Raw genomic sequence first — 20,644 nt, forward strand, 5'->3', positions numbered from 1 at the left:
TAATCCGATAAATCAAGTATGTTTTTCCATTTATTAAGAATTATTCGTTCTTATTAACGAATAAAGCCTAGGAAAATAGGTCTGTCTCCTCAACAATAGCTAATGTTTAAACGGAATCTGCCGATAAAAAAAGTAAGGAATTTGGACGGAGAGTGAGTTAGATGCAGATTCAAGCATTCCATTCTGGGCAAAGCATGAATGGAAAAAGCGATTCATATACGGTTGGACAAATCCAGTCTGTCACGATTAAAGAACGAGTATCTGCCAATACGGCTGTCGTGTCGATAAAAGGAAAAGAGATGAGCGTGACATTTGAAAATGGTGTTCCGTCTCAAGACAAAGCACAAGTAGAAATAACGTCTGTTGATCATGATCAAGTAACGGTTAAATCCCTATCAACAAGTCAACCTGCAGTAGAAGGAAAAGCCTCTACCAAGATTGAAGAGATTCTGAAAGCCGCCGGAGTGGATCCTTCTGCTAAAGAGGTTCGCCAGGCTGTGCAAATCCTTCAGGAGAAGGGGTACTCTCTTTCTAAGGATCGTATACAGACGATCCAGCGCTTTATGAACACAGAGGCTGGCACAGTAGAACAGAAATTGGCGGCCGTTACGGCTTTGGCTGATCGTCGATTAGAGGTACGCTTACCTGAATTAAAAGCCATTCACACGGCCCTAAATGGTCAATCTCTTGGGAAATTGGTCAGTGAGATTGGTAGTGATATACCAGAGATTTCGAGAGTTAGCACACCATCTATTCATACGTCAGTCACTACACTTCGGGGTCTAAAAGGAGCCATCCAGTCTCAAACAGATTTTTCGAAAATCGCTGAACAGGTGATGAAATTCCTAAAGGGATCAAAAGATCTTTCTCCTGCCGAAAAAAGTGCCATCTTAAAATCTCTGCAGGTAAGCAAGGAATCCTTAATCCAAACACTCAGTACGATTGAACAAAGTAAGGAAACAGCGAATCCTAGAAATATAGAGTTATCTGCAGAAGGCAAGGAAGTCATGAATCTAATGAAAAGCGTTCAAAAGGATTCTTCCATGTCCACCGTATTGGCGAAGACAACAGAATTCCTGAATAGTGAGTCTGCCAAACGTCTCGAGGGTGTGGTAGATTTTACAGCCTCAATCGAAAAGGTAACAGAGCTTACTTCCAAGGGCAGGGAATTAACTGCACGTAAGGAACTTATGACGGCATTAACCACCTTGCAGGAGGGGAATCCGCAATTATCGGAAGTGAAAAAAGCCATTCCTCTATCCGAAACGGAACAGAATGCAATCAATCAAGCCATTCAGGGATTAAATCTCTCCTCAAAAGATGTGATGGTGACAGAGATTAGCCAAAAGCTTTCCCAGCTTGCGATGGATTTTAAACATATAAAAAGAGAGATTACAAGAAATCTCGATCAGTCTATCAAAATGATGGAACAAAGACAGCCACAGGTTAAACAGGTGCTGGAATCTACCATTAAGCAGCTGGATCAGGCCATCTTAAAGGGTGAATTCATGCTATATACCGACATGTCGACAGAGAAGAAGCTCTTACAGGCGAGTAGCCGATTGCAGGAAGCAAAGGCTCTGCTTATGTCTGGAAAAACGGCCGATGCCAACCAGATTGTAAAGGAAGTCAAAGCAAACGTTGAGGGCTTAATCTTTAAACCGTCTGATGTCAAAGTTAAGCATTTCGTGGCGGGTATGACGAGTGAACTGGGTGAGGATGTTTTTATCCAAAGTTCAAAGCCGGAGCAATCGGGACGGAATGTGCTGGAACTGGTTCGTAAACTGGGCATGATGAATGAACATGATGTGGCGAAATCGATTTTGAACGGGAAACAGGCGGATGTGCCGCAAACAGTTAAATCCTCTTTACTTTCTTTATTGCAATCAGACCAGCTCACACCAAAGCTGAACCAGCAAGTGGAGCAGGCAGTCCAACAGTTAACCGGTCAACAGCTTCTCTCTAAACCTGACTCTTCCGGGATGCAAAACTTGGCCCTTCAGCTGCCGCTTTTGCTTCATAAGGAAGTGGAAAACGTAAAGGTATTTGTCAATTCGCAAACGGATAAAGATCAAATTGATTGGGAGAATTGCAGTCTTTATTTTGTCATGGAAACGAAGCGGCTTGGCGAGGTTGGCATCTCGCTGACAGCGACCAATCGCAATCTATTTCTTACCTTTAAAAGTGACAAGGAAGAGTTGCAGCAAATCATCTCCGGTATAACCGATTCTTCATTGGAACGATTTAAGGAGATTGGATACTCGATTGGCTCCATTCAATTTAAGCCGATGACTGTGGAAACGAAGAATCCAGAAAGAGAAGTAAGCCCATCTGCTCAAGCAGGCTTTGCGAAGAAGGGGTATGACATAACGATATGAGACAGCAATATTTCAATCAACTGAATCGGAAAAAAGTGAATGGACCGACAGCTGCTGTCATCCGCTACGATGAGCAAAATGGAGATGCCCCGCAGCTGGTCGCTCAGGGAACAGGAGAAGTAGCCAGAAAGATCATTGAAATGGCAAAGAAAAACGATATTCATCTCCAGGAGGATGAATCATTGGTCAGCCATCTTTTAGACATCGATCTCGGAGATTCAATTCCTCCGCAGTTGTATGCCGTCATTGCAGAAGTTCTCCTTTTATTGGAGGAGCTTGATAAACAATATAAATAGAACGTCGATATAGTAAGTAGTAGGACAGGGAGGTTCGATGAGTGGAATTTTTAACGGAAGAATTCATTGTACAAAAGTCATCTCAGGAATTAACAGCATTATTATATGAAGGACTAGTAACCTGTTTACAGGATGCTAATCGTCAAATTGAAGAGACTGATTTGTACCAAGCCAATAAAAGTCTGCAAAAGGCAGGAGATATCGTGCATCGCCTTGGCATCGGACTGCGCTATGAAGCAGGTCTGATCGCGGAGAATTTGGACACACTCTATAACTTCTTGGCTGAAGAACTAATCAGGGTGAATATCACCAAAAATACGGATACAATATCCAATCTGATCAAAATCGTCGAAACGCTTTCCGCAGCTTGGAATGAAGCGATACAACTAAAAAATAATCTGAAGGCTGATTCTTTAATCAAGAAAGTATCAGCCTATGAAAATAGTGTCATGAGGGTAAAATTCTAATTAACTGAAGGAGCATTTCTATGAAAATTAATCATAATATATCTGCCTTGAATGCCTATCGTAATCTATCTGCCAATACAACGAATACGAATAAAAATTTGGAGAAATTATCATCTGGGCTTCGCATTAATAAAGCGTCGGATGATGCAGCCGGCCTTGCCATTTCTGAGAAAATGCGTTCACAAATCCGCGGTTTAAATATGGCGGAACGGAATGCTTTGGACGGAGTTTCTCTCATTCAGACAGCTGAAGGCTCCTTGTCCTCTGTTCATGAAATGCTGCAGCGTATGCGTGAATTGACTGTGCAAAGTGCAAATGGAACGTATACAGATGAGGATCGTAATGCAATCCAGGAAGAATTTAATCAATTAACCGAAGAAATTGATCGCGTGAGTCAGACGACAGAGTTTAATAGTGCGAGCTTATTAGATGGAAGTCATTCATCCTTTAGTTTTCAAATAGGCGCCAATGCAGGGCAAACAATTGAATTGACGATTAAGAAAATGAGTGCGGACGAGCTTGGCTTAGGTTCCGGGGCTGCGCCATTGAATGTTAAAACAGCGGCACAGGCTAATGCGGCCATATCGAAAATTGATGCGGCCATCGCAACGGTTTCGGCAGAGCGATCTAATTTAGGGGCTATGCAGAACCGGATGGAGCATACGATCACGAATTTACAAACGATGAGCGAAAATGTTACGTCAGCAGAATCACGGATTCGTGATGTAGATATGGCTCTTGAAATGACAGAGTTCACAAAGAACACCATTCTGAATCAGGCAGCACAGGCGATGTTGGCACAAGCGAACCAACTTCCGCAGGGTGTGCTACAATTACTGAAGTAACAAAGTTGAGGTGATCTCATGGAGGTACAACGTGTAGGCAGGACGGGATTGCAAAAGACCGCTTCTAAAGAAGAGATAGCGAAGGATTCTGTGTCCTTTAAAGAAGTCATCGGAACAAGGCGCAGTGACATAACTATTGAACGGTTGACACGAAAAATGCAAGAGGTGGAGGAGCAGGGCAAAAGGCTCGGTGAAACTCAATCGATTGATCATTTGCGGAAATATAAAAAGCTTGTAAAGGACTTTTTGGATGATGCGGTGAAAAACAGTCTGCAAATAGAGGAGCATCGCGGCTTTAATCAGCGCGGTTCCGCGAAAGTGTATAAGCTAGTAAAAGAAGTAGATAAAAAGCTGGTCGACCTCACCAATGAAGTCCTGGATAAGGAAGACAAGAGCATACGTTTATTAAGTATGATTGGAGAAATTCAAGGCATGCTTATTAATATTTATACATGATGGTTGTATGGCCTTGACCTTTGGAGAGTCAGGGCTTTTTTTAGAGGACGGAGGAGCTCAGTTTATGATGAATGTGCTGCGGGAATACTATTTGGTAACGAAGGAAGCGATTGAATCATTAAGTGATGTAAGCTGGAAGCAAGATCGCGAGAAAGCTATGAGCAAACTGGATGACATCATTATGATTCGTGAACATTTGCAAAAGGATATACAGCCGCCTTTTACAGATGAGGAAAAACAGCTTGGCGAGTCATGTGTAAAACTGAATGATGAGCTGACCAAAGCGATGGCGAAACGAAGAATGGAGCTTGCGCGGGATCTCAAAGTGGTACGGGAACAAAAGCAGCATAATCAAAAATATGCCAATCCTTATGAAGCGATGTTGACGGATGGAGTTTATTACGATAAGAGGAAATGATTACCTTAACTGAATTATCATGAGAACTAGTGCTTTTTTTCTGTTGAATAGGGTATACTATATATGAATTCCTGAAAAACCTGAATATTTCAAAATAAATAAATTGTCGAGATACGCAGGACTTTTTATAGGAATTAGAGAATATAATAGTTATAGAGTAGAAAAGGAGGACTCACTTATGAATTATAACATTCGTGGTGAAAACATTGAGGTAACTCCAGCAATCAGAGAATATGTAGAGAAAAAAATCGGAAAATTGGAAAGATACTTTACACAAACACCTGATGCTAACGTACATGTTAATTTAAAGGTGTACAATGATAAAACAACAAAAGTTGAAATCACAATTCCGCTACCTAACCTGGTCCTACGTGCAGAGGAAACAAATACAGACATGTATGCAGGTATCGATTTAATTAACGATAAATTGGAAAGACAAATCCGTAAATATAAAACAAAAGTAAACCGTCGTTCTCGTGAAAGTGGTAAAGAATTATTTACTTTCCCAGCTGGAGAAATCAGCACTGAGCAAGAAGATGACGATAAATTAGAAGTTGTGCGTGTAAAACGCTTTGATCTTAAACCAATGGACAGCGAAGAAGCGATTCTTCAAATGGACATGCTTGGCCACAGCTTCTTCATCTACACAGATGCAGAAACAGATGGTACTCACATCGTTTACAAACGTAAAGATGGCAAATATGGTCTAATCGAAGCTCAAAATTAATTCAAGATATAATAGAGAGCAGCTCCTGTGGGGCTGCTCTTTTGTTTGAACTGCTTATTTAAAGATAGGATTGGGTATGTTTGACTTGCTGGAATTATAGCAATCTATGAATCATTTCGCTCCTATTCTTTTTATTGCGATCATTATTAGGAAATCGCTCATTTATCTGTGCTTTTCGCTCATAACTACTAGGAAATCGCTCATTTATCTAAGCTTTCCGCTCATATATATTAGACTATCACTCATTTATCTCGGCTTTCGCTCGATTCTCTCAGAAATTTCCTCTGTTATTGCTGCGTTTACTCTATATAAAGTTATAACTCTTTCTATTGTCACAGCCATTCAAAGATTTGAATATTAAATGCTATTTAAATAGTCTTGAAGAGTGTCTACTCCTGATTTCAATCGAATTCATGTCTATCTCCAAATCGTCTTTCTGGATTAGATTCACGAAACAATTTTCCTCTTCTATTTTTTAAGGCTTAATTACAGCTCAAAGCGTATTTTCAAGGAAAAATAAACCAAAATGATCATGTGTACACGTACGCCTTCTGTTGTTTTGTCCATTTGTAAGTGTTACTATTAATGTGATATTTAAAATTGGACGATTGTAAAATTATTTTCATTCTAGGGTCCGTGAACCCTTTACGAATAAGAGGAGAGACTGCTAAATGGGGATTTTGAAAAAATTGTTTGACCCTAATAAATCTGAACTTAAACGCCTGAATAAGGTTGCAAATAAAATTGAAGCACTAGCATCTTCTATGGAAGGTTTAACTGATGAAGAACTAACGGCCAAAACAGCGGAATTCCAGGAACGTTATGCGAATGGTGAGAAACTGGATGATCTATTGCCGGAAGCATTTGCGGTAGTTCGAGAAGCATCTCGCCGTGTACTTGGTATGTATCCGTTCCATGTTCAATTAATGGGTGGTATTGCTCTTCACGAAGGTAATATTTCTGAGATGAAAACAGGGGAAGGTAAAACGCTGACTTCCACTATGCCTGTATACTTAAATGCCATCACTGGTAAAGGTGTTCATGTTATTACAGTCAATGAATACTTGGCCAGCCGTGACGCGACTGAAATGGGACAATTGTTTAATTTCCTTGGATTATCAGTCGGCTTGAACCTTACCGGCATGAGCCGTGAAGAAAAACAGGAAGCGTATAATGCTGATATCACATATGGTACAAATAACGAGTTTGGTTTCGATTATTTACGTGACAACATGGTGCTCTATAAGGAACAGATGGTTCAGCGCCCACTTCACTATGCAGTGATCGATGAGGTTGACTCCATTTTGATTGATGAAGCGCGTACGCCATTGATTATTTCTGGGAGCGCTCAAAAATCAACACAGTTGTATATGCAGGCCAATGCCTTTGTCCGTACGTTAACGAGGGATAAAGATTACACATATGATGAAAAAACAAAGGGTGTACAGCTGACTGAAGAAGGGATGAGCCGTGCTGAAAAGGCGTTCGGCATTGATAACCTCTTCGATATTAGTCATGTTGCCTTGAATCATCACATTAACCAGGCGTTAAAAGCGCATGCTTCCATGCATTTGGATGTAGATTATGTGGTTCAGGATGGCGAGATCATCATCGTTGACCAATTTACCGGCCGTCTGATGAAAGGACGACGTTACAGCGATGGCCTCCACCAGGCTATTGAAGCGAAGGAAGGCCTGGAAATTCAAAACGAAAGCATGACACTTGCGACGATTACGTTCCAAAACTACTTCCGTATGTATGAAAAGCTTTCTGGTATGACTGGTACGGCGAAAACAGAGGAAGAAGAATTCCGTAATATTTATAATATGAATGTTATTGCGATTCCAACAAACCAAGACATTGTCCGTGATGATCGTGCAGATTTGATCTTTGCCTCTATGGAAGGAAAGTTTAAAGCGGTCGTTGAAGATATTGCAGAACGTCATGCGAAAGGTCAGCCGGTACTTGTCGGTACGGTGGCCATTGAAACGAGTGAATATGTATCTGAATTATTGAAGAAAAAAGGGATTCCGCATAATGTCCTGAATGCGAAGCAGCATGAACGTGAAGGAAATATCATTCTGGATGCCGGTCAGCCGGGTGCTGTAACGATTGCGACGAATATGGCCGGCCGTGGTACGGATATCAAGCTTGGCGAAGGTGTGAAGGAAGTCGGCGGTCTTGCCGTTATTGGTACAGAGCGTCACGAAAGCCGTCGTATTGATAACCAGCTTCGCGGACGTTCCGGTCGTCAGGGAGATCCAGGGGTTACGCAATTCTATCTTTCATTAGAGGATGAATTAATGCGCCGTTTCGGGTCTGACAATATTAAGAGCATGATGTCCCGTCTTGGTATGGATGATGATCAGCCGATTCAAAGCGGCATGGTATCCAGAGCGGTTGAATCTGCACAAAAACGGGTTGAAGGTAATAACTATGATTCCCGTAAACAATTGCTTGAATATGATGATGTGCTTCGTCAACAACGTGAGATTATTTATAAGCAGCGTTATGATGTCTTATCCAGTGAGAATCTGCGTGGAATCGTTGAAACAATGATTCGTTCTTCCCTACAGCGCAATGTCTATGCATTTGCGCCAGATGTGGAAAGTGAAGGCTGGAATATTGAAGGACTCTTAGATTATGTCTATGCCAATCTTTTACCTGAAGGTACTTTTAATGCTGAGGAATTAAAAGAGCTGGATGGGGAAGAGTTAATCGAATTGATTTATGATAAAATCATCGAAAAATACAATGAGAAGGAAGAGGAACTTTCTTCCGAACAAATGCGTGAATTCGAAAAAGTTATCGTATTGCGTGCGGTAGATAGTAAATGGATGGATCACATTGATACTATGGATCAATTGAGGCAAGGTATTCATTTACGTGCCTATGCTCAAATCAATCCGCTGAATGAATATCAGCAAGAAGGATTTGCGATGTTTGAAGCCATGATTTCCTCTATCGAAGATGATGTAGCTAAATACATCATGAAGGCAGAAATCCGCAATAACCTAGAGCGTGAAGAAGTTGTGAAAGGGCAAGCTGTTAATCCAAAGAGTGATGAAGAAGAGACAGTGAAGAAAAAACCGAAACGCAATGAAGAATCCGTGGGACGTAACGCACCGTGTCCATGTGGAAGCGGCAAAAAATATAAGAATTGCCATGGAAGATAAGTAAGACTTTATTAGTATCTTTACATGACGTTGACGCGTATAATAAGGATATGTTAAATAGAGAGGGACGGCTTTTAGGTTAGGCCGGCTCTCTTTTTCCTGAAAAGAGGATTCAACTGTTGTAACAAGCTTTTGTAAAAATAGATGAGGTGAACGTAAATGGAAATAGCAGAAATACGTAATGAGTTAGAGAAAACAGCCAAGCGCTTGGCGGACTTTAGGGGGTCTCTTTGACCTAGAAGAAAAAGAAGCCCGAATCATGGAATTGGATGAAATCATGTCCGAGCCTGAATTTTGGAATGACCAAGCGAAAGCGCAAGGAATTATTAATGAAGCAAATGGGTTAAAAGATCAAGTTAATGAATTTAATGCGTTAAATGAATCCTATGAGAATCTTGAGTTAACCTTTGAATTAATCAAGGAAGAGCCGGATGTAGATCTTCAGGAAGATTTGGAGAGCGAGCTAACAGAGCTTTCTGAGAGATTGAATGCATTCGAGCTTCAATTGTTGCTGAGTGAAGAATACGATAAGAATAATGCCATTTTAGAGCTTCATCCAGGTGCAGGCGGAACGGAGTCCCAGGACTGGGCTTCTCTATTGTTGCGTATGTATACAAGATGGGCTGAAAAGAAAGGCTTCAAGGTGGAAACCCTTGATTATCTTCCAGGTGATGAAGCGGGCGTTAAAAGCGTGACGCTTGGAATTAGAGGCCATAACGCGTATGGCTATTTAAAGGCAGAGAAAGGCGTACACCGTCTTGTACGTATCTCGCCATTTGATTCCTCAGGCCGTCGCCATACTTCTTTTGTATCCTGTGAAGTGATGCCTGAATTTAATGATGAGATTAATATCGAAATCCGTACAGAGGATTTAAAAATTGATACGTATCGTGCGAGTGGAGCCGGTGGTCAGCATATCAATACAACCGATTCCGCTGTTCGGATCACTCACTTGCCAACCAATACAGTGGTGAGCTGCCAAACAGAACGTTCTCAAATCAAGAACCGTGAAACAGCTATGAAAATGTTGAAATCCAAGCTTTATCAGCTTGAAATTGAGCAGCAGGAAGCTGAGTTGGCGGAAATTCGTGGAGAACAGAAGGAAATTGGCTGGGGAAGCCAAATCCGTTCCTATGTATTCCATCCGTATTCCATGGTAAAGGACCATCGTACAAGTGCCGAAACCGGGAATATCCAAGCCGTCATGGATGGAGATTTGGATATGTTCATTGATGCTTATTTACGTTCGAAATTATCTTAATTGTATAGAGAACCCTTTAAGACCAGCTATATTCTAGCTGGTCTTTTTATTGTTTTTTCAATTTTTATGTAAATTCTGTAACTTTTATCCAATTTATACGTTATGATTATAGATGAAATTTTAAAAAGGAGTGATGGTATGAATGCACTAGCTCTTGAAGTAAAGTCACTATCTAAAAGAATCGGCAACACGACTATTGTCAATGATGTTAGTTTCAGTGTTAAAAAGGGTGAAATCTTTGGTTTGCTCGGTCCGAATGGTGCGGGAAAAACTACGATTATCCGAATGATTGCCAGCCTGATTAATCGCTCAAATGGACAGGTTATGATTAACGGCCATGATTTGGATGAGGATTTTGAAGGAGCCATGCATGATTTAGGAGCGATTGTTGAGAATCCTGAGTTTTACAAGTATATGAGTGGCCGAAAAAATATGATCCACTATGCACGTATGGCGAAGGAAAAGATTACGGAAGAGCGCATAAATGAGGTCGCTCGCCTCGTAAAGCTTGACCATGCCATGGATAAGAAAGTAAAGACCTATTCGTTAGGAATGCGACAACGTCTGGGTGTTGCGCAGGCGGTATTGCATCGTCCCCAATTACTAATCCTCGATGAGCCGACAAATGGATTGGACCCACAAGGTATAAGAGAATTCCGTGACTATTTACATCAACTAGCCAATGAAGGAATAGGCGTGTTAATTTCCTCTCATTTATTATCCGAGATGCAATTAATGTGCGACCGTTTTGCTGTTATTGAGAAAGGTAAGCTGATACATATTGAAAACAATAGCTTAGAAGAAAAAGAAGAGGATTTAAGAGAAGTCGTCTTTTCTGTTAGTGATGTATTAACTGCTTCCAAGGTAATCAGAGAACAGTTTTCAAATCTGGTTATTGTTCGACAAGATGAAAGAATGATTTCAATCCAGGCTACTCGAGAAAACGTGGCAAAAGTAAATCGTCAATTAAATGAAGCAGATGTGGATGTTTTTGAAATTACTGCCGTGAAGAAAACGCTTGAGGACCGTTTCTTTGAGATTACGAAACAGGAGGAGGTGCCAGTATGATTTCATTAATTAAAAATGAATGGATGAAAATATTCTCTAAAGTGTCATCGTATATTTTTATAGGCTTTTTGATTGTTGCCATTGTAGGGAGTGCCATTCTTGTAAAGACATTTAATGATACGAATGATTGGAGAGCGGAACAGGAGGAGAATATCAGTTTGCAGCAAGCAGAGCTGGAAAATCCGAATACTCCTGAAGAGGATAAAGAATGGATTAAGGAAGATATCGCCCGCAGTCAGGAATTATTGGATACGGGTATCAACCCTAACCAAGAAACAAGCTGGACCTTTATGGTGAATTGGGTTACATCTATCGCTTCATTTGTCACCCTATTTGCTGTTATCATATGCAGCGCATCCGTTTCTGCGGAATTCTCTGATGGTACGATTAAGCAATTATTAATCCGACCTCATCGGCGCTGGAAGGTTCTCCTTTCTAAATATATAGCATCTTTATTATATGCGGGTTCAATGGTTATTGTATTAATTGCTGTAGGATACCTCGTTGGGCTCCTATTCTTTGGGTCAGCATCCTTCACGGATAAAATGATTGATCCAACAAATTATGAAATGGTCAAAACAATAGAAGCAGGTCCATACTTTTTTGAGTTGATGTTATATTGGATACCTGGATTCCTCCTTATTAACATGATGGCCTTTATGCTAAGCACATTGTTTAAAAGTCAGGCTATCGCAGTAGGTGTATCTGTTTTCATTTTGTTTGCTTCTTCAACCATCAATATGTTAATCACGTCCCTTGTTGAACGATACGAATGGTTGAAATTTGTCTTATTCCCTCATCTAGACCTGAGAAGATATATTATGGATGCAGCACCTATGTTTGAGGGAGCAACAGTTGGGCTCTCAATCGGTGTGTTAGCTGTCTACTACTTACTGTTTGTTGTGATTACGTTTTTGGTTTTTCAAAAGAAAGATATATCCATCTGATTAGGAAAAAGTACTCTGTAAAGATGTTGCACTCCGAAGGTTAGAGAAAAACTAACTTTTGGAGTGTTTTTTTTTATGCTTTTTGAAGGATGTACACATTGTCGGAATTTTCTTCATCATTTGTCTTTGATTGTTTCATGATGAAATATCGTATAGAATGAATATGCTTTACTAATTGTTTGGACGGAGGCATCTGGAATCGTGAAGAAAAAAAGAAACGTTAAGAAGGATACACATCCTTTCTTACATGCCATTCAAGATTATTTATTTGTTTTAATAGGTTCTGCTATCGTGGCCATCTCCTTTAATCAGTTTTTACTGCCAACAAAAGTGGCATCAGGCGGAGTCAGTGGAATCAGTACGATTACGTATAATTTATTTGGATGGGAGCCTGCCTTTGTTCAATGGGCCTTTAATATTCCACTTTTTATAGCTGGAGTTCTATTGCTGGGTAAGCATTTTGGTATAAAAACAGCTGTCGGAACTGTCTTTTTTCCCTTCGTTGTCTTTTTGACCAGTGATTGGTCTCCGTGGACTCAAGATCCTTTATTGGGAGCCTTGTTCGGCGGGATTGGTGTTGGTTTGGGACTTGGGATTGTATTCCTTGGCAAGGCTTCGACGGGCGGTACCGATTTGGCGGCACAAATTATTAATAAATACACTGGGCTATCTTTAGGAACATGTGTTGCTTTCATTGATGGTTTAATCGTAGTGGCTGCTTGTATTGTATTTGATATTGAGCAAGGTCTGTATGCTCTTATCGGCTTATATGCAACTAGCAAGACGATTGATTTGGTTCAGGTCGGCATTAATCGATCCAAAACGGTGATGATTATTACCAATCATGAGGTAGATGTAAGAAGAGCCATCCTGGAAGAGGTGGATCGTGGAGTAACAAAATTAACCGCGCAGGGTGGTTATACAGAAAATGAGCGGCCTGTATTAATGTGCGTGGTTGATCAGACCGAATTCACGAAATTGAAACAAGTGGTACAACAGATTGATAAGCATGCTTTTGTGGTCGTAATGGATGCAGCCGAGGTGCTTGGAGAAGGTTTTACAAAAGCCTAGTTACAGCTATTAATTAGGACAAACACTTGTTTAATTCCTTAAATTGGGAGGGGCCTTCTATGAAGAACTATTTGCATTTTGGTATAGCAGTTGTTATGATTGCCCTTGTTGGTTGTTCAACTAATCCGGGTGCCGGAAAAGAAGAACCATCGTCAGCTCCTGCTTCTATTGCGAATGATGGAAGTGAAGCAGCCAAGATTTATGAACAAAAATGTTCGAATTGCCATGGGGATACTCTTGAGGGACGTATTGGTCCTGAATTGTCCTCTATCGGGGATCGATTATCTGTGCAACAAATAGAAACCATTATTAATGATGGGGCACCTGCTATGCCAGGGGATTTAATTGCAGAGGATCAAGCCGAAAAAGTGGCTGAATGGCTAATGAATAAACAATGATCGTTTTAATAGAGATTGGTCGAACCGGAGGAGATAATCTTACCGGTTTCTGTTTGCCTATTATTCAATATTCATGGGTGAAAAGAACTATTTTTCGCGTAAAAAACCGGTGAATAAAGGACTATAAGTGCTGTTATAATGGTATTTACGCTATCTTACAAAAAAGGTAATATAGTTGAAATATAAATGTAATATATCCGTGGTTTTTCTGACATTTTAGGATGTTATAATAAATCCGTGACAAAAGATGGTTTAATCCATCAAAAAATGTGAAATAACGACATCTCTGTCGATAAAACATATAGTACGAAACACAACATGAAGGTAGAAAAAGGTGAAAACGACATGATAGAAATGATTGATGTTCAGAAAACATATCCTAATGGCGTTTCAGCAGTTAAAGGCCTTAATATAAAAATCAAATCAGGAGAATTTGTTTACGTTGTTGGGCCAAGCGGCGCCGGAAAGTCTACATTTATAAAAATGATGTACCGTGAAGAAAAACCGACAAGCGGTACAATCATGATCAATGGCAGAAATATCGCTAACATCAAAAATTCCAAGGTACCTCTTTTAAGAAGAGATATCGGGGTAGTCTTCCAGGATTTCAAACTGTTGAATAATCTAACAGTCTATGAAAATGTAGCATTTGCTCTGGAAGTTACAGAAGAAAAACCTCAAGCCATTAAGAAAAAGGTAATGGACGTACTAGATTTGGTCGGATTAAAGCATAAGGTACGTATGGTACCAACCGAATTATCAGGGGGAGAACAGCAAAGGGTAGCCATTGCCCGTTCTATTGTCCGCTCACCGAAACTCGTGATTGCTGATGAGCCGACTGGTAACCTTGATCCGGAAACATCATGGGAAATCATGAAGATTTTTGAGGAAATTAATAGACTTGGTACTACAGTCGTGATGGCAACACATAATAAAGAGATTGTAAATACATTGCAGCGCAGAGTTATCGCGATAGAAAATGGACTGATTGTGCGTGATGAACAGAAGGGGGAATATGGTTATGAACTTTAGAACCTTCTTCCGCCATGTTAAAGAAAGTTTCAAAAGTATTGGCAGAAACGGCTGGATGACATTTGCATCAGTCAGTGCCGTAACCGTCACACTATCTTTAGTTGGTGTATTCGTTGTTATCATGATGAATTTAAATAACTTTGCTACAAGTATAGAGAGCAATGTTGAAGTCCGTGTGCATGTGGATCGTACAGCTACAGAGGACCAACGAACTCAGCTCGAAAGCAAATTGAAGACACTGGAAGAGGTTGAATCTATTACTTTTTCCCCAAAAGAAGATGAACTAAACAGTTTGATAGAGAATATGGGAGAGCAAGGCAGCGCCTTTAAACTCTTTGAGCAGGATAACCCCCTGAACGATGTATTCATTTTGAAAACTCATCTTCCTGAGGATGTCGCGAAAGTTGCTGAAAAAGCAGAGAAAATGGAATCAGTAGAGATTGTTAAATATGGACAAGGCTTCGTAGAAAAGATGTTTACGATTGTGGATACGTCCAGGAATGTGGGAATTATCTTAATTGTAGCTTTGCTATTTACAGCGATGTTCCTGATTTCCAATACAATTAAGATAACGATCTTTGCGAGAAGACGTGAAATTGAAATTATGAGATTAGTCGGTGCAACAAATGGGTTTATCCGTTGGCCGTTCTTCTTGGAAGGTTTATGGCTTGGCATAATGGGGTCTATTATTCCGATCACACTTATTGCAGTAGGCTATAAATACCTTTATGACAATTTCGCCTCTGCCTTGACCGTTGATTATATGGATTTACTTGCTTATAATCCGTTTATTTGGCAGGTTTCCCTCCTAATTGTCCTTTTTGGGGCTTTGATCGGAGTTTGGGGAAGCTTAATGTCAGTTCGTAAGTTTTTGAAAATATAATTCTAATTTTATTAAAACAATTGCGCCCCCTTTCACAAGGGGGTTACATACAGAGAAAAGACAATTGTGCGTTACCTAGGTATGAAAGGGGAAAGTCCAGTGAAGAAGTCTCTTGTTGCATTAAACACGGTTTTTGTGTTGGGGTTTGCCAGCCTATTTGGTGGCAGTGTCCAGGCAGCATCTATTGATTCTTTACAACAGAAGAAGAACAACATCCAAGAAAAGAAATCAGCTGTGGAATCCAATATTTCAGACGCAAACAGTAAGATCAATCAAATTGAATCTCAAAAAGCTGAAGTAAAAACAGAACTTAGTAAATTACAAAAATCGATAACTGAAACACAAGAAAAGATTAAAGAGAAAAATAGTCAGATTACGACTACACAAGAGAAAATTACGTCTTTGAAAGAAAGCATCAAAGAAACTGAGGAACGAATTGAAGCTCGTAATGAAATCTTGAAAGAGCGTGCTCGTTCCTATCAGGTAAATGGTGGGGGAGTAAACTATCTGGAAGTTGTGTTTGGAGCCAGCAGTTTTGGCGAATTCATCGAACGTATTGGTGCTGTCAACACGATTATGGAAGCGGATAAAGATATCTTAGACCAACAGGAAAAAGATAAAGCTGAATTGGTTACCCAAAAAGAAGAAGTCGAAGATAAACTTAGCAAATTAAATGCCATGAAAAAAGAACTGGTAACGATCAACGAAAAGCTTGATGGTCAAAAGGTCGAAAAAAATAAATTGATGGCTATTTTAAAATCCGAACAGGCTGAACTTCAAGAAGAAAAACTAAGCTTGGAAGAGGAAAATCAATTATTGGCGAGCCAAGCGGAAGCTGTAAAAAAAGCGATTCAGCAAGAAAAAGACCGTCAGGCAGCAGAAGCTCAAAAAGCGGCTGCTAGTTCAGGTAGCGGAAGCGGAAGTGGAAGCAGCCAAACAGTATCAGCTCCAGCCGCTATTTCCGGTAAATTTATTCGCCCTGCAGCAGGGTATGTATCCTCTGGATTTGGAGGAAGATGGGGTAAAAACCATAATGGGATTGATATTGCCAAGTCTGGGACAGTTCCTGTCGTAGCCTCTGCCGCTGGTGTCGTAACAAGATCGTCATTCTCCAGTTCATATGGAAATGTCATTTATATTTCGCACTATATCGATGGACAAGTTTACACAACTGTTTATGCCCATCTAAGATCTAGAAATGTTTCTGAAGGTGCTACAGTGAGCCAAGGCCAACAAATTGGTCTTATGGGTAATACTGGTCACTCTTATGGACAGCATCTACACTTTGAACTATACGTGGGTCCATGGACAGCTTCACACTCCAATGCTGTCGATCCACTTAACTATTTAAGCGGTATGTAAGCTGAATCAAATGAACAAAAAACGCAGTTCTAATGGGAACTGCGTTTTTTTTTGTTATAATAGGCATTTTTATCATTTTGATGGTTTTTGTATAGATGTCACTAATGGGATAACAAAAGATCAACATACTGTATAAGATTGGCTTATTCAACTATCGGAGCAGGTGGATGAACTCAATTCCTTACCTAGTGCAGTATTCATTTTAGAAGGATGTAATCTAATTTACTTTATTTAACCAGAAACTTCTTTAACAAAAACTCGGAGATAAAAAGCAATGCTATTCCTGAGAATAAGATAGTGCCTGAGCTTGTAATGAGCTCTCTTCCCTTGTATAACTCAAAGCAATAGTTGATAAATAAGATGACGCACCAGTATACGAAAGTTATATAGTAAGCCCAACTAGTCGCATCTTTATTGTGATTCCTATCTTCTTTAAAAAACACGGTTTCACTCCTCTTTAATGTACTCTATCAAAACTGTACATATTCTTGGAAAATAAGTCCAGATGCTCAGGGGTGATGAGGTCTTTGATTATTTTTACTATATATAGAGATTATGAGGTGCACTAAAAGACAGATGTGAAGAATGATAGAATTACGTTTTATTAATGTATATATAAAATAACCACTTCCTTTTTGAGGTGTATATTTCCATAAAGACAAATAGTTAACAGTCATAACAAACTATACTAAAAAGGTTTTTTATAATAGAGTCACTTACGAAATATGTCGGTTTCACACTGATTTTGATGGACAGTAATTATATACTATTTAGACAACACCTGCTAAAATTTGTATTATGTTATAAAAATTTACAAAACGTGAGGTGTGGCATGGAGGGTTTAATATTGAAGGATTATTTGATCAAGGACGATCACCAGTTTACCGATTTTATCAGTAAACAAAAAGAACTCTATGATCCTACACAAATGAATATACATAGCATTATCTTTTCACTGAATGACTTATTCCCCGCTGACTATGAAAAACAGAAGGGTTTTCTGAAAGAATATTATTTGAATTGCAGGGACGCTATAAAACCTTATATCTTGCTGGAATATTTTACGATGCAGGGAGATACGGAAGAAGTAGAATATATTCTCCAGTCTGAAAAGGAATTAGATGATCCCGAAATGAGAACATGGGTATCTATTTATAGCATCCTTAGTAGACGAAAAGAAGGATTATTATCAGGGACTGATTTAATTGATGCCATTTTCAAAGTGAAAAATACCACTAATGAAACGCTTATTCTTTCATTGATTATTCATTTATATGGAATTAGCGAGACGGGTTTGTATGAACCTTTTCATAAAGTTAGGCGTGTAGTTGTTCCAATGGTTGAATTAATGGATAATGATTTTTTGCGAGAGTCGTATTCAATCCGATTGGTTGAAATGGAAGTTCTCACTTATTTATATATGAATAAAACAGATCTTTGCAGAGAGAAATGCTTGGAAGTGATTGAAAGACGGGAGCTGGAAGTTTACTTTCCTGTCATATATGCTGGATTTTATCATGTGTTGGGCCAATCTTTCATGTTTGAAAACTATGAGGTCTCAAAATACTGGATTGAAAAATCAATGACGACAGTAGGTTCATTGCCAGCTGCTACGAAAGAAATCCGAATGCGTTATTTGCTGAATACCATGGACTTTTTGAACTCGTATTGGGGAGTCGATATGGACTCGGTACCAGATGATACGGCTGAAAAAGCACATCGTTATATTGTTACAGGACGAGTGGAAGAGGCTGTACATATTTTGGAGGAGCTTAAAAAAGAGAATGGATATTTAACCTCCTACCAGTTGTTCTTTTATAGTATCGCAACTGATAATGATAAATTATTACAGGTTGCCAGAGATGTTTTCACAGCGAACTCAAACTTTTTTTATCTCCAACTAGTAAACCCCGAGAATACACATAGATATAAACAAAGATTGAGAGGTGTATAGGTTGATGAAGCGAATAGCTGGGTTTGTCATCACGTTATCCTTACTGACTTGCGCTTTTGGCAGTGCTGCGGTATTTGCTTATGATCCAGGACCGATTGCTCCTGGTGCCAGTTCAGAGATTGATCAATAAATAATCATACTATGTACAAGCCATTCATACTGTATATAGTAGAACTAAGCATTGCACATCTATATGTGTAATGCTTTTTTTATGGGTGAATTTGAAAAAATGGAAAGGAGAGATATATGAATAATAAACGGTATTGGCCTTTCATTGTAGTCATTGTCCTATTAGTTGTTACACTGGCAGGATTTTGGTGGAAGTATGAGACTTTGGAGAATTCGCTGGAATCGAAGAAGCAAAAAGAGAATCAAGTGGATTCATGGCCCCAGCTTGAAAAAGTAAAACAGGCTTACGATGTTATTACATCTAATTACGTGGAGCGTATAGATGGAAAGCAACTGACTGAAGGAGCTATTAAAGGGATGCTTGGCGAGTTGAATGATCCCTATTCAGTGTATATGGATGAAGAGACTTCCTCTCAGTTCCAACAGACATTGGATTCCAGTTTTCAAGGGATTGGGGCGGAAATCAGTCTGATGGATGGGAAATTTATTATTGTGTCGCCGTTTAAAAATTCTCCTGCAGAGCGCTCTGGAATTAAGCCCGGTGATGAAATCATCCGTATCGATAACAAGGATGTGAAAGGAATGGAGCTCTATGATGTCGTTTCCTTAATCCGAGGTAAAATCGGCACTAAAGTAACCATCGACATCAAAAGAGGCGGTAATGATCAGCCGATTCCATTTTTGGTAGAGCGTGATGAGATTCCAATTGAAACGGTCCATACGGATATAAAAAAAGTGAAAGATAAAAAAATAGGGTATATCCAAATTACCTCATTCAGTGAACATACAGCAGAAGATTTCTCGAGTGGCCTAAAGGATATGGAAGAGGATAAGATGGATGGGCTGCTAATTGATGTGCGTGGGAATCCGGGGGGACTGCTGACAAGTGTTCAGGAAATTCTCAAGGAGTTTTTAACGAATGAACATCCTTATATTCAAATTGAGGAGAGAAATGGGAAGAAAAATAAATTCTTCTCTACACGAAAGGAAGAGAAGGAGTATCCAATTGCAATCCTTATTAATAAAGGAAGTGCCTCAGCTTCTGAAATATTTGCCGGAGCTATGCAGGAAGCAGAAGGGTATCCATTAATCGGTGATAAAACATTTGGGAAGGGCACTGTTCAACAGCCAGTTTCGTTGGGCGATGGAAGCACCATTAAGCTGACCTTTTATAAATGGCTGACACCAAAGGGAGAATGGATTCATAAACAAGGCATTAAGCCAACAATGCCTGTTCAACAAGAAAGCTATTATTCCTTGCAGCCTCTGGTTGTTACGGAAACCTTACGCAAGGATATGAATACTAAGCAGGTGAAAACCTTACAGCAGATGTTAGATGGAGCGGGATATGCACCTGGACGTACAGACGGATATTTTAGTGTTAAAACAGAAAAAGCAGTCCAAGCCTTTCAGCGAATGCATAAGTTGCCAGTTACCGGAGAGGTCGATCAGGATGTAGCAGCAAAGATACAGGAAGCGATCGTGGAGATGATAAAGGACGAAAAAAATGATCGACAGCTGCAAACCGGATTAAGCTGGTTAGCACAGCAATAAAGAAGGTAATAGATACCCTAAAGAGTAGCCGTTTTGAAAAGGTTTCTTGATAGGGTATTTTTTTTCTGGAGTGAATCTGTTTTTAAAGAGTTAGAAATTAAGGTCTTCATTTTAGAGAGCGAATAGGTCTAGTAAACTATTACGTCAGCTATTTACTTCTAACAATCGTAAAAGAATGATAGGAAAGGAAGGGGGGATTTGATAGAATATTAAGTAAGTGTA

The 20,644-nt window shown here is 39.7% G+C and carries 19 protein-coding genes; all 19 read left to right on the top strand.

Annotation, left to right across the window (positions count from 1 at the left end; genetic code table 11):
• The first annotated feature begins 161 nt into the window (after window positions 1–161).
• The 19 genes from AC58NB_RS01390 to AC58NB_RS01480 all read left to right on the top strand — a co-directional run bounded on the left by AC58NB_RS01390 (window position 162) and on the right by AC58NB_RS01480 (window position 20,422).
• Window positions 162–2,378: a hypothetical protein gene (locus AC58NB_RS01390; protein WP_497425016.1), complete on the top strand. Its 2,217-nt coding sequence runs from the start codon at window positions 162–164 to the stop codon at window positions 2,376–2,378.
• Window positions 2,375–2,674 carry an EscU/YscU/HrcU family type III secretion system export apparatus switch protein gene (locus tag AC58NB_RS01395; protein WP_497425017.1) on the top strand — a complete coding sequence of 100 codons (300 nt, stop codon included), beginning with the start codon at window positions 2,375–2,377 and terminating at the stop codon, window positions 2,672–2,674. The genes AC58NB_RS01390 and AC58NB_RS01395 overlap by 4 nt, the downstream gene beginning before the upstream one ends.
• Window positions 2,675–2,715: 41 nt before the next feature.
• The gene (gene fliS, locus AC58NB_RS01400; RefSeq protein ID WP_497425018.1) at window positions 2,716–3,141 is read left to right on the top strand and encodes a flagellar export chaperone FliS; all 426 of its coding nucleotides are present in this window, start codon (window positions 2,716–2,718) and stop codon (window positions 3,139–3,141) included.
• A 20-nt stretch (window positions 3,142–3,161) separates the two neighbouring features.
• Window positions 3,162–3,986, top strand: coding sequence for a flagellin N-terminal helical domain-containing protein (locus tag AC58NB_RS01405; RefSeq protein ID WP_497425019.1), 825 nt, complete (start codon window positions 3,162–3,164; stop codon window positions 3,984–3,986).
• Between the two features lie 18 nt (window positions 3,987–4,004).
• Window positions 4,005–4,442 (top strand): YaaR family protein, encoded by a 438-nt coding sequence (locus AC58NB_RS01410; protein WP_497425020.1) that lies wholly within the window; start codon window positions 4,005–4,007, stop codon window positions 4,440–4,442.
• Between the two features lie 64 nt (window positions 4,443–4,506).
• Entirely contained in the window at window positions 4,507–4,860 is a 354-nt protein-coding gene (gene fliT, locus AC58NB_RS01415) for a flagellar protein FliT (RefSeq protein ID WP_497425021.1), read from the top strand.
• 178 nt (window positions 4,861–5,038) lie between these two features.
• Entirely contained in the window at window positions 5,039–5,587 is a 549-nt protein-coding gene (gene hpf / locus AC58NB_RS01420) for a ribosome hibernation-promoting factor, HPF/YfiA family (RefSeq protein WP_497425022.1), read from the top strand.
• Between the two features lie 671 nt (window positions 5,588–6,258).
• The gene (gene secA / locus AC58NB_RS01425; protein ID WP_497425023.1) at window positions 6,259–8,763 is read left to right on the top strand and encodes a preprotein translocase subunit SecA; all 2,505 of its coding nucleotides are present in this window, start codon (window positions 6,259–6,261) and stop codon (window positions 8,761–8,763) included.
• A gap of 159 nt (window positions 8,764–8,922) precedes the next feature.
• Window positions 8,923–10,024 (top strand): peptide chain release factor 2 gene (prfB, locus tag AC58NB_RS01430; RefSeq protein WP_497425024.1). Its coding sequence is split into 2 segments (ribosomal slippage): window positions 8,923–8,994 and window positions 8,996–10,024, totalling 1,101 coding nucleotides; the frame shifts between segments, so codons are not numbered across the junction.
• A gap of 138 nt (window positions 10,025–10,162) precedes the next feature.
• Window positions 10,163–11,092, top strand: a complete 930-nt coding sequence (locus AC58NB_RS01435; RefSeq protein ID WP_497425025.1) for an ABC transporter ATP-binding protein — start codon at window positions 10,163–10,165, stop codon at window positions 11,090–11,092.
• On the top strand, window positions 11,089–12,039 hold the full coding sequence (locus tag AC58NB_RS01440) for an ABC transporter permease (RefSeq protein WP_497425026.1): 951 nt from the start codon (window positions 11,089–11,091) through the stop codon (window positions 12,037–12,039). The genes AC58NB_RS01435 and AC58NB_RS01440 overlap by 4 nt, the downstream gene beginning before the upstream one ends.
• A 198-nt stretch (window positions 12,040–12,237) precedes the next feature.
• Window positions 12,238–13,110 (top strand): YitT family protein, encoded by an 873-nt coding sequence (locus AC58NB_RS01445; RefSeq protein WP_497425147.1) that lies wholly within the window; start codon window positions 12,238–12,240, stop codon window positions 13,108–13,110.
• 59 nt (window positions 13,111–13,169) lie between these two features.
• Window positions 13,170–13,508: a c-type cytochrome gene (locus AC58NB_RS01450; protein WP_497425027.1), complete on the top strand. Its 339-nt coding sequence runs from the start codon at window positions 13,170–13,172 to the stop codon at window positions 13,506–13,508.
• A 345-nt stretch (window positions 13,509–13,853) separates the two neighbouring features.
• Window positions 13,854–14,540, top strand: a complete 687-nt coding sequence (gene ftsE, locus AC58NB_RS01455) for a cell division ATP-binding protein FtsE (RefSeq protein WP_497425148.1) — start codon at window positions 13,854–13,856, stop codon at window positions 14,538–14,540.
• Window positions 14,530–15,423 carry a permease-like cell division protein FtsX gene (gene ftsX / locus AC58NB_RS01460; RefSeq protein WP_497425028.1) on the top strand — a complete coding sequence of 298 codons (894 nt, stop codon included), beginning with the start codon at window positions 14,530–14,532 and terminating at the stop codon, window positions 15,421–15,423. The genes ftsE and ftsX overlap by 11 nt, the downstream gene beginning before the upstream one ends.
• Window positions 15,424–15,522: 99 nt before the next feature.
• Window positions 15,523–16,785, top strand: coding sequence for a murein hydrolase activator EnvC family protein (locus tag AC58NB_RS01465; RefSeq protein WP_497425029.1), 1,263 nt, complete (start codon window positions 15,523–15,525; stop codon window positions 16,783–16,785).
• An 847-nt stretch (window positions 16,786–17,632) separates the two neighbouring features.
• Window positions 17,633–18,739, top strand: coding sequence for an AimR family lysis-lysogeny pheromone receptor (locus AC58NB_RS01470; RefSeq protein WP_497425030.1), 1,107 nt, complete (start codon window positions 17,633–17,635; stop codon window positions 18,737–18,739).
• A 4-nt stretch (window positions 18,740–18,743) separates the two neighbouring features.
• Window positions 18,744–18,869, top strand: coding sequence for a hypothetical protein (locus AC58NB_RS01475; protein WP_497425031.1), 126 nt, complete (start codon window positions 18,744–18,746; stop codon window positions 18,867–18,869).
• Window positions 18,870–18,985: 116 nt separating this feature from the next.
• Window positions 18,986–20,422, top strand: a complete 1,437-nt coding sequence (locus AC58NB_RS01480; RefSeq protein ID WP_497425032.1) for a S41 family peptidase — start codon at window positions 18,986–18,988, stop codon at window positions 20,420–20,422.
• Window positions 20,423–20,644: the final 222 nt, after the last annotated feature.

The organism is Pradoshia sp. TA40_28 (genome assembly GCF_059694525.1).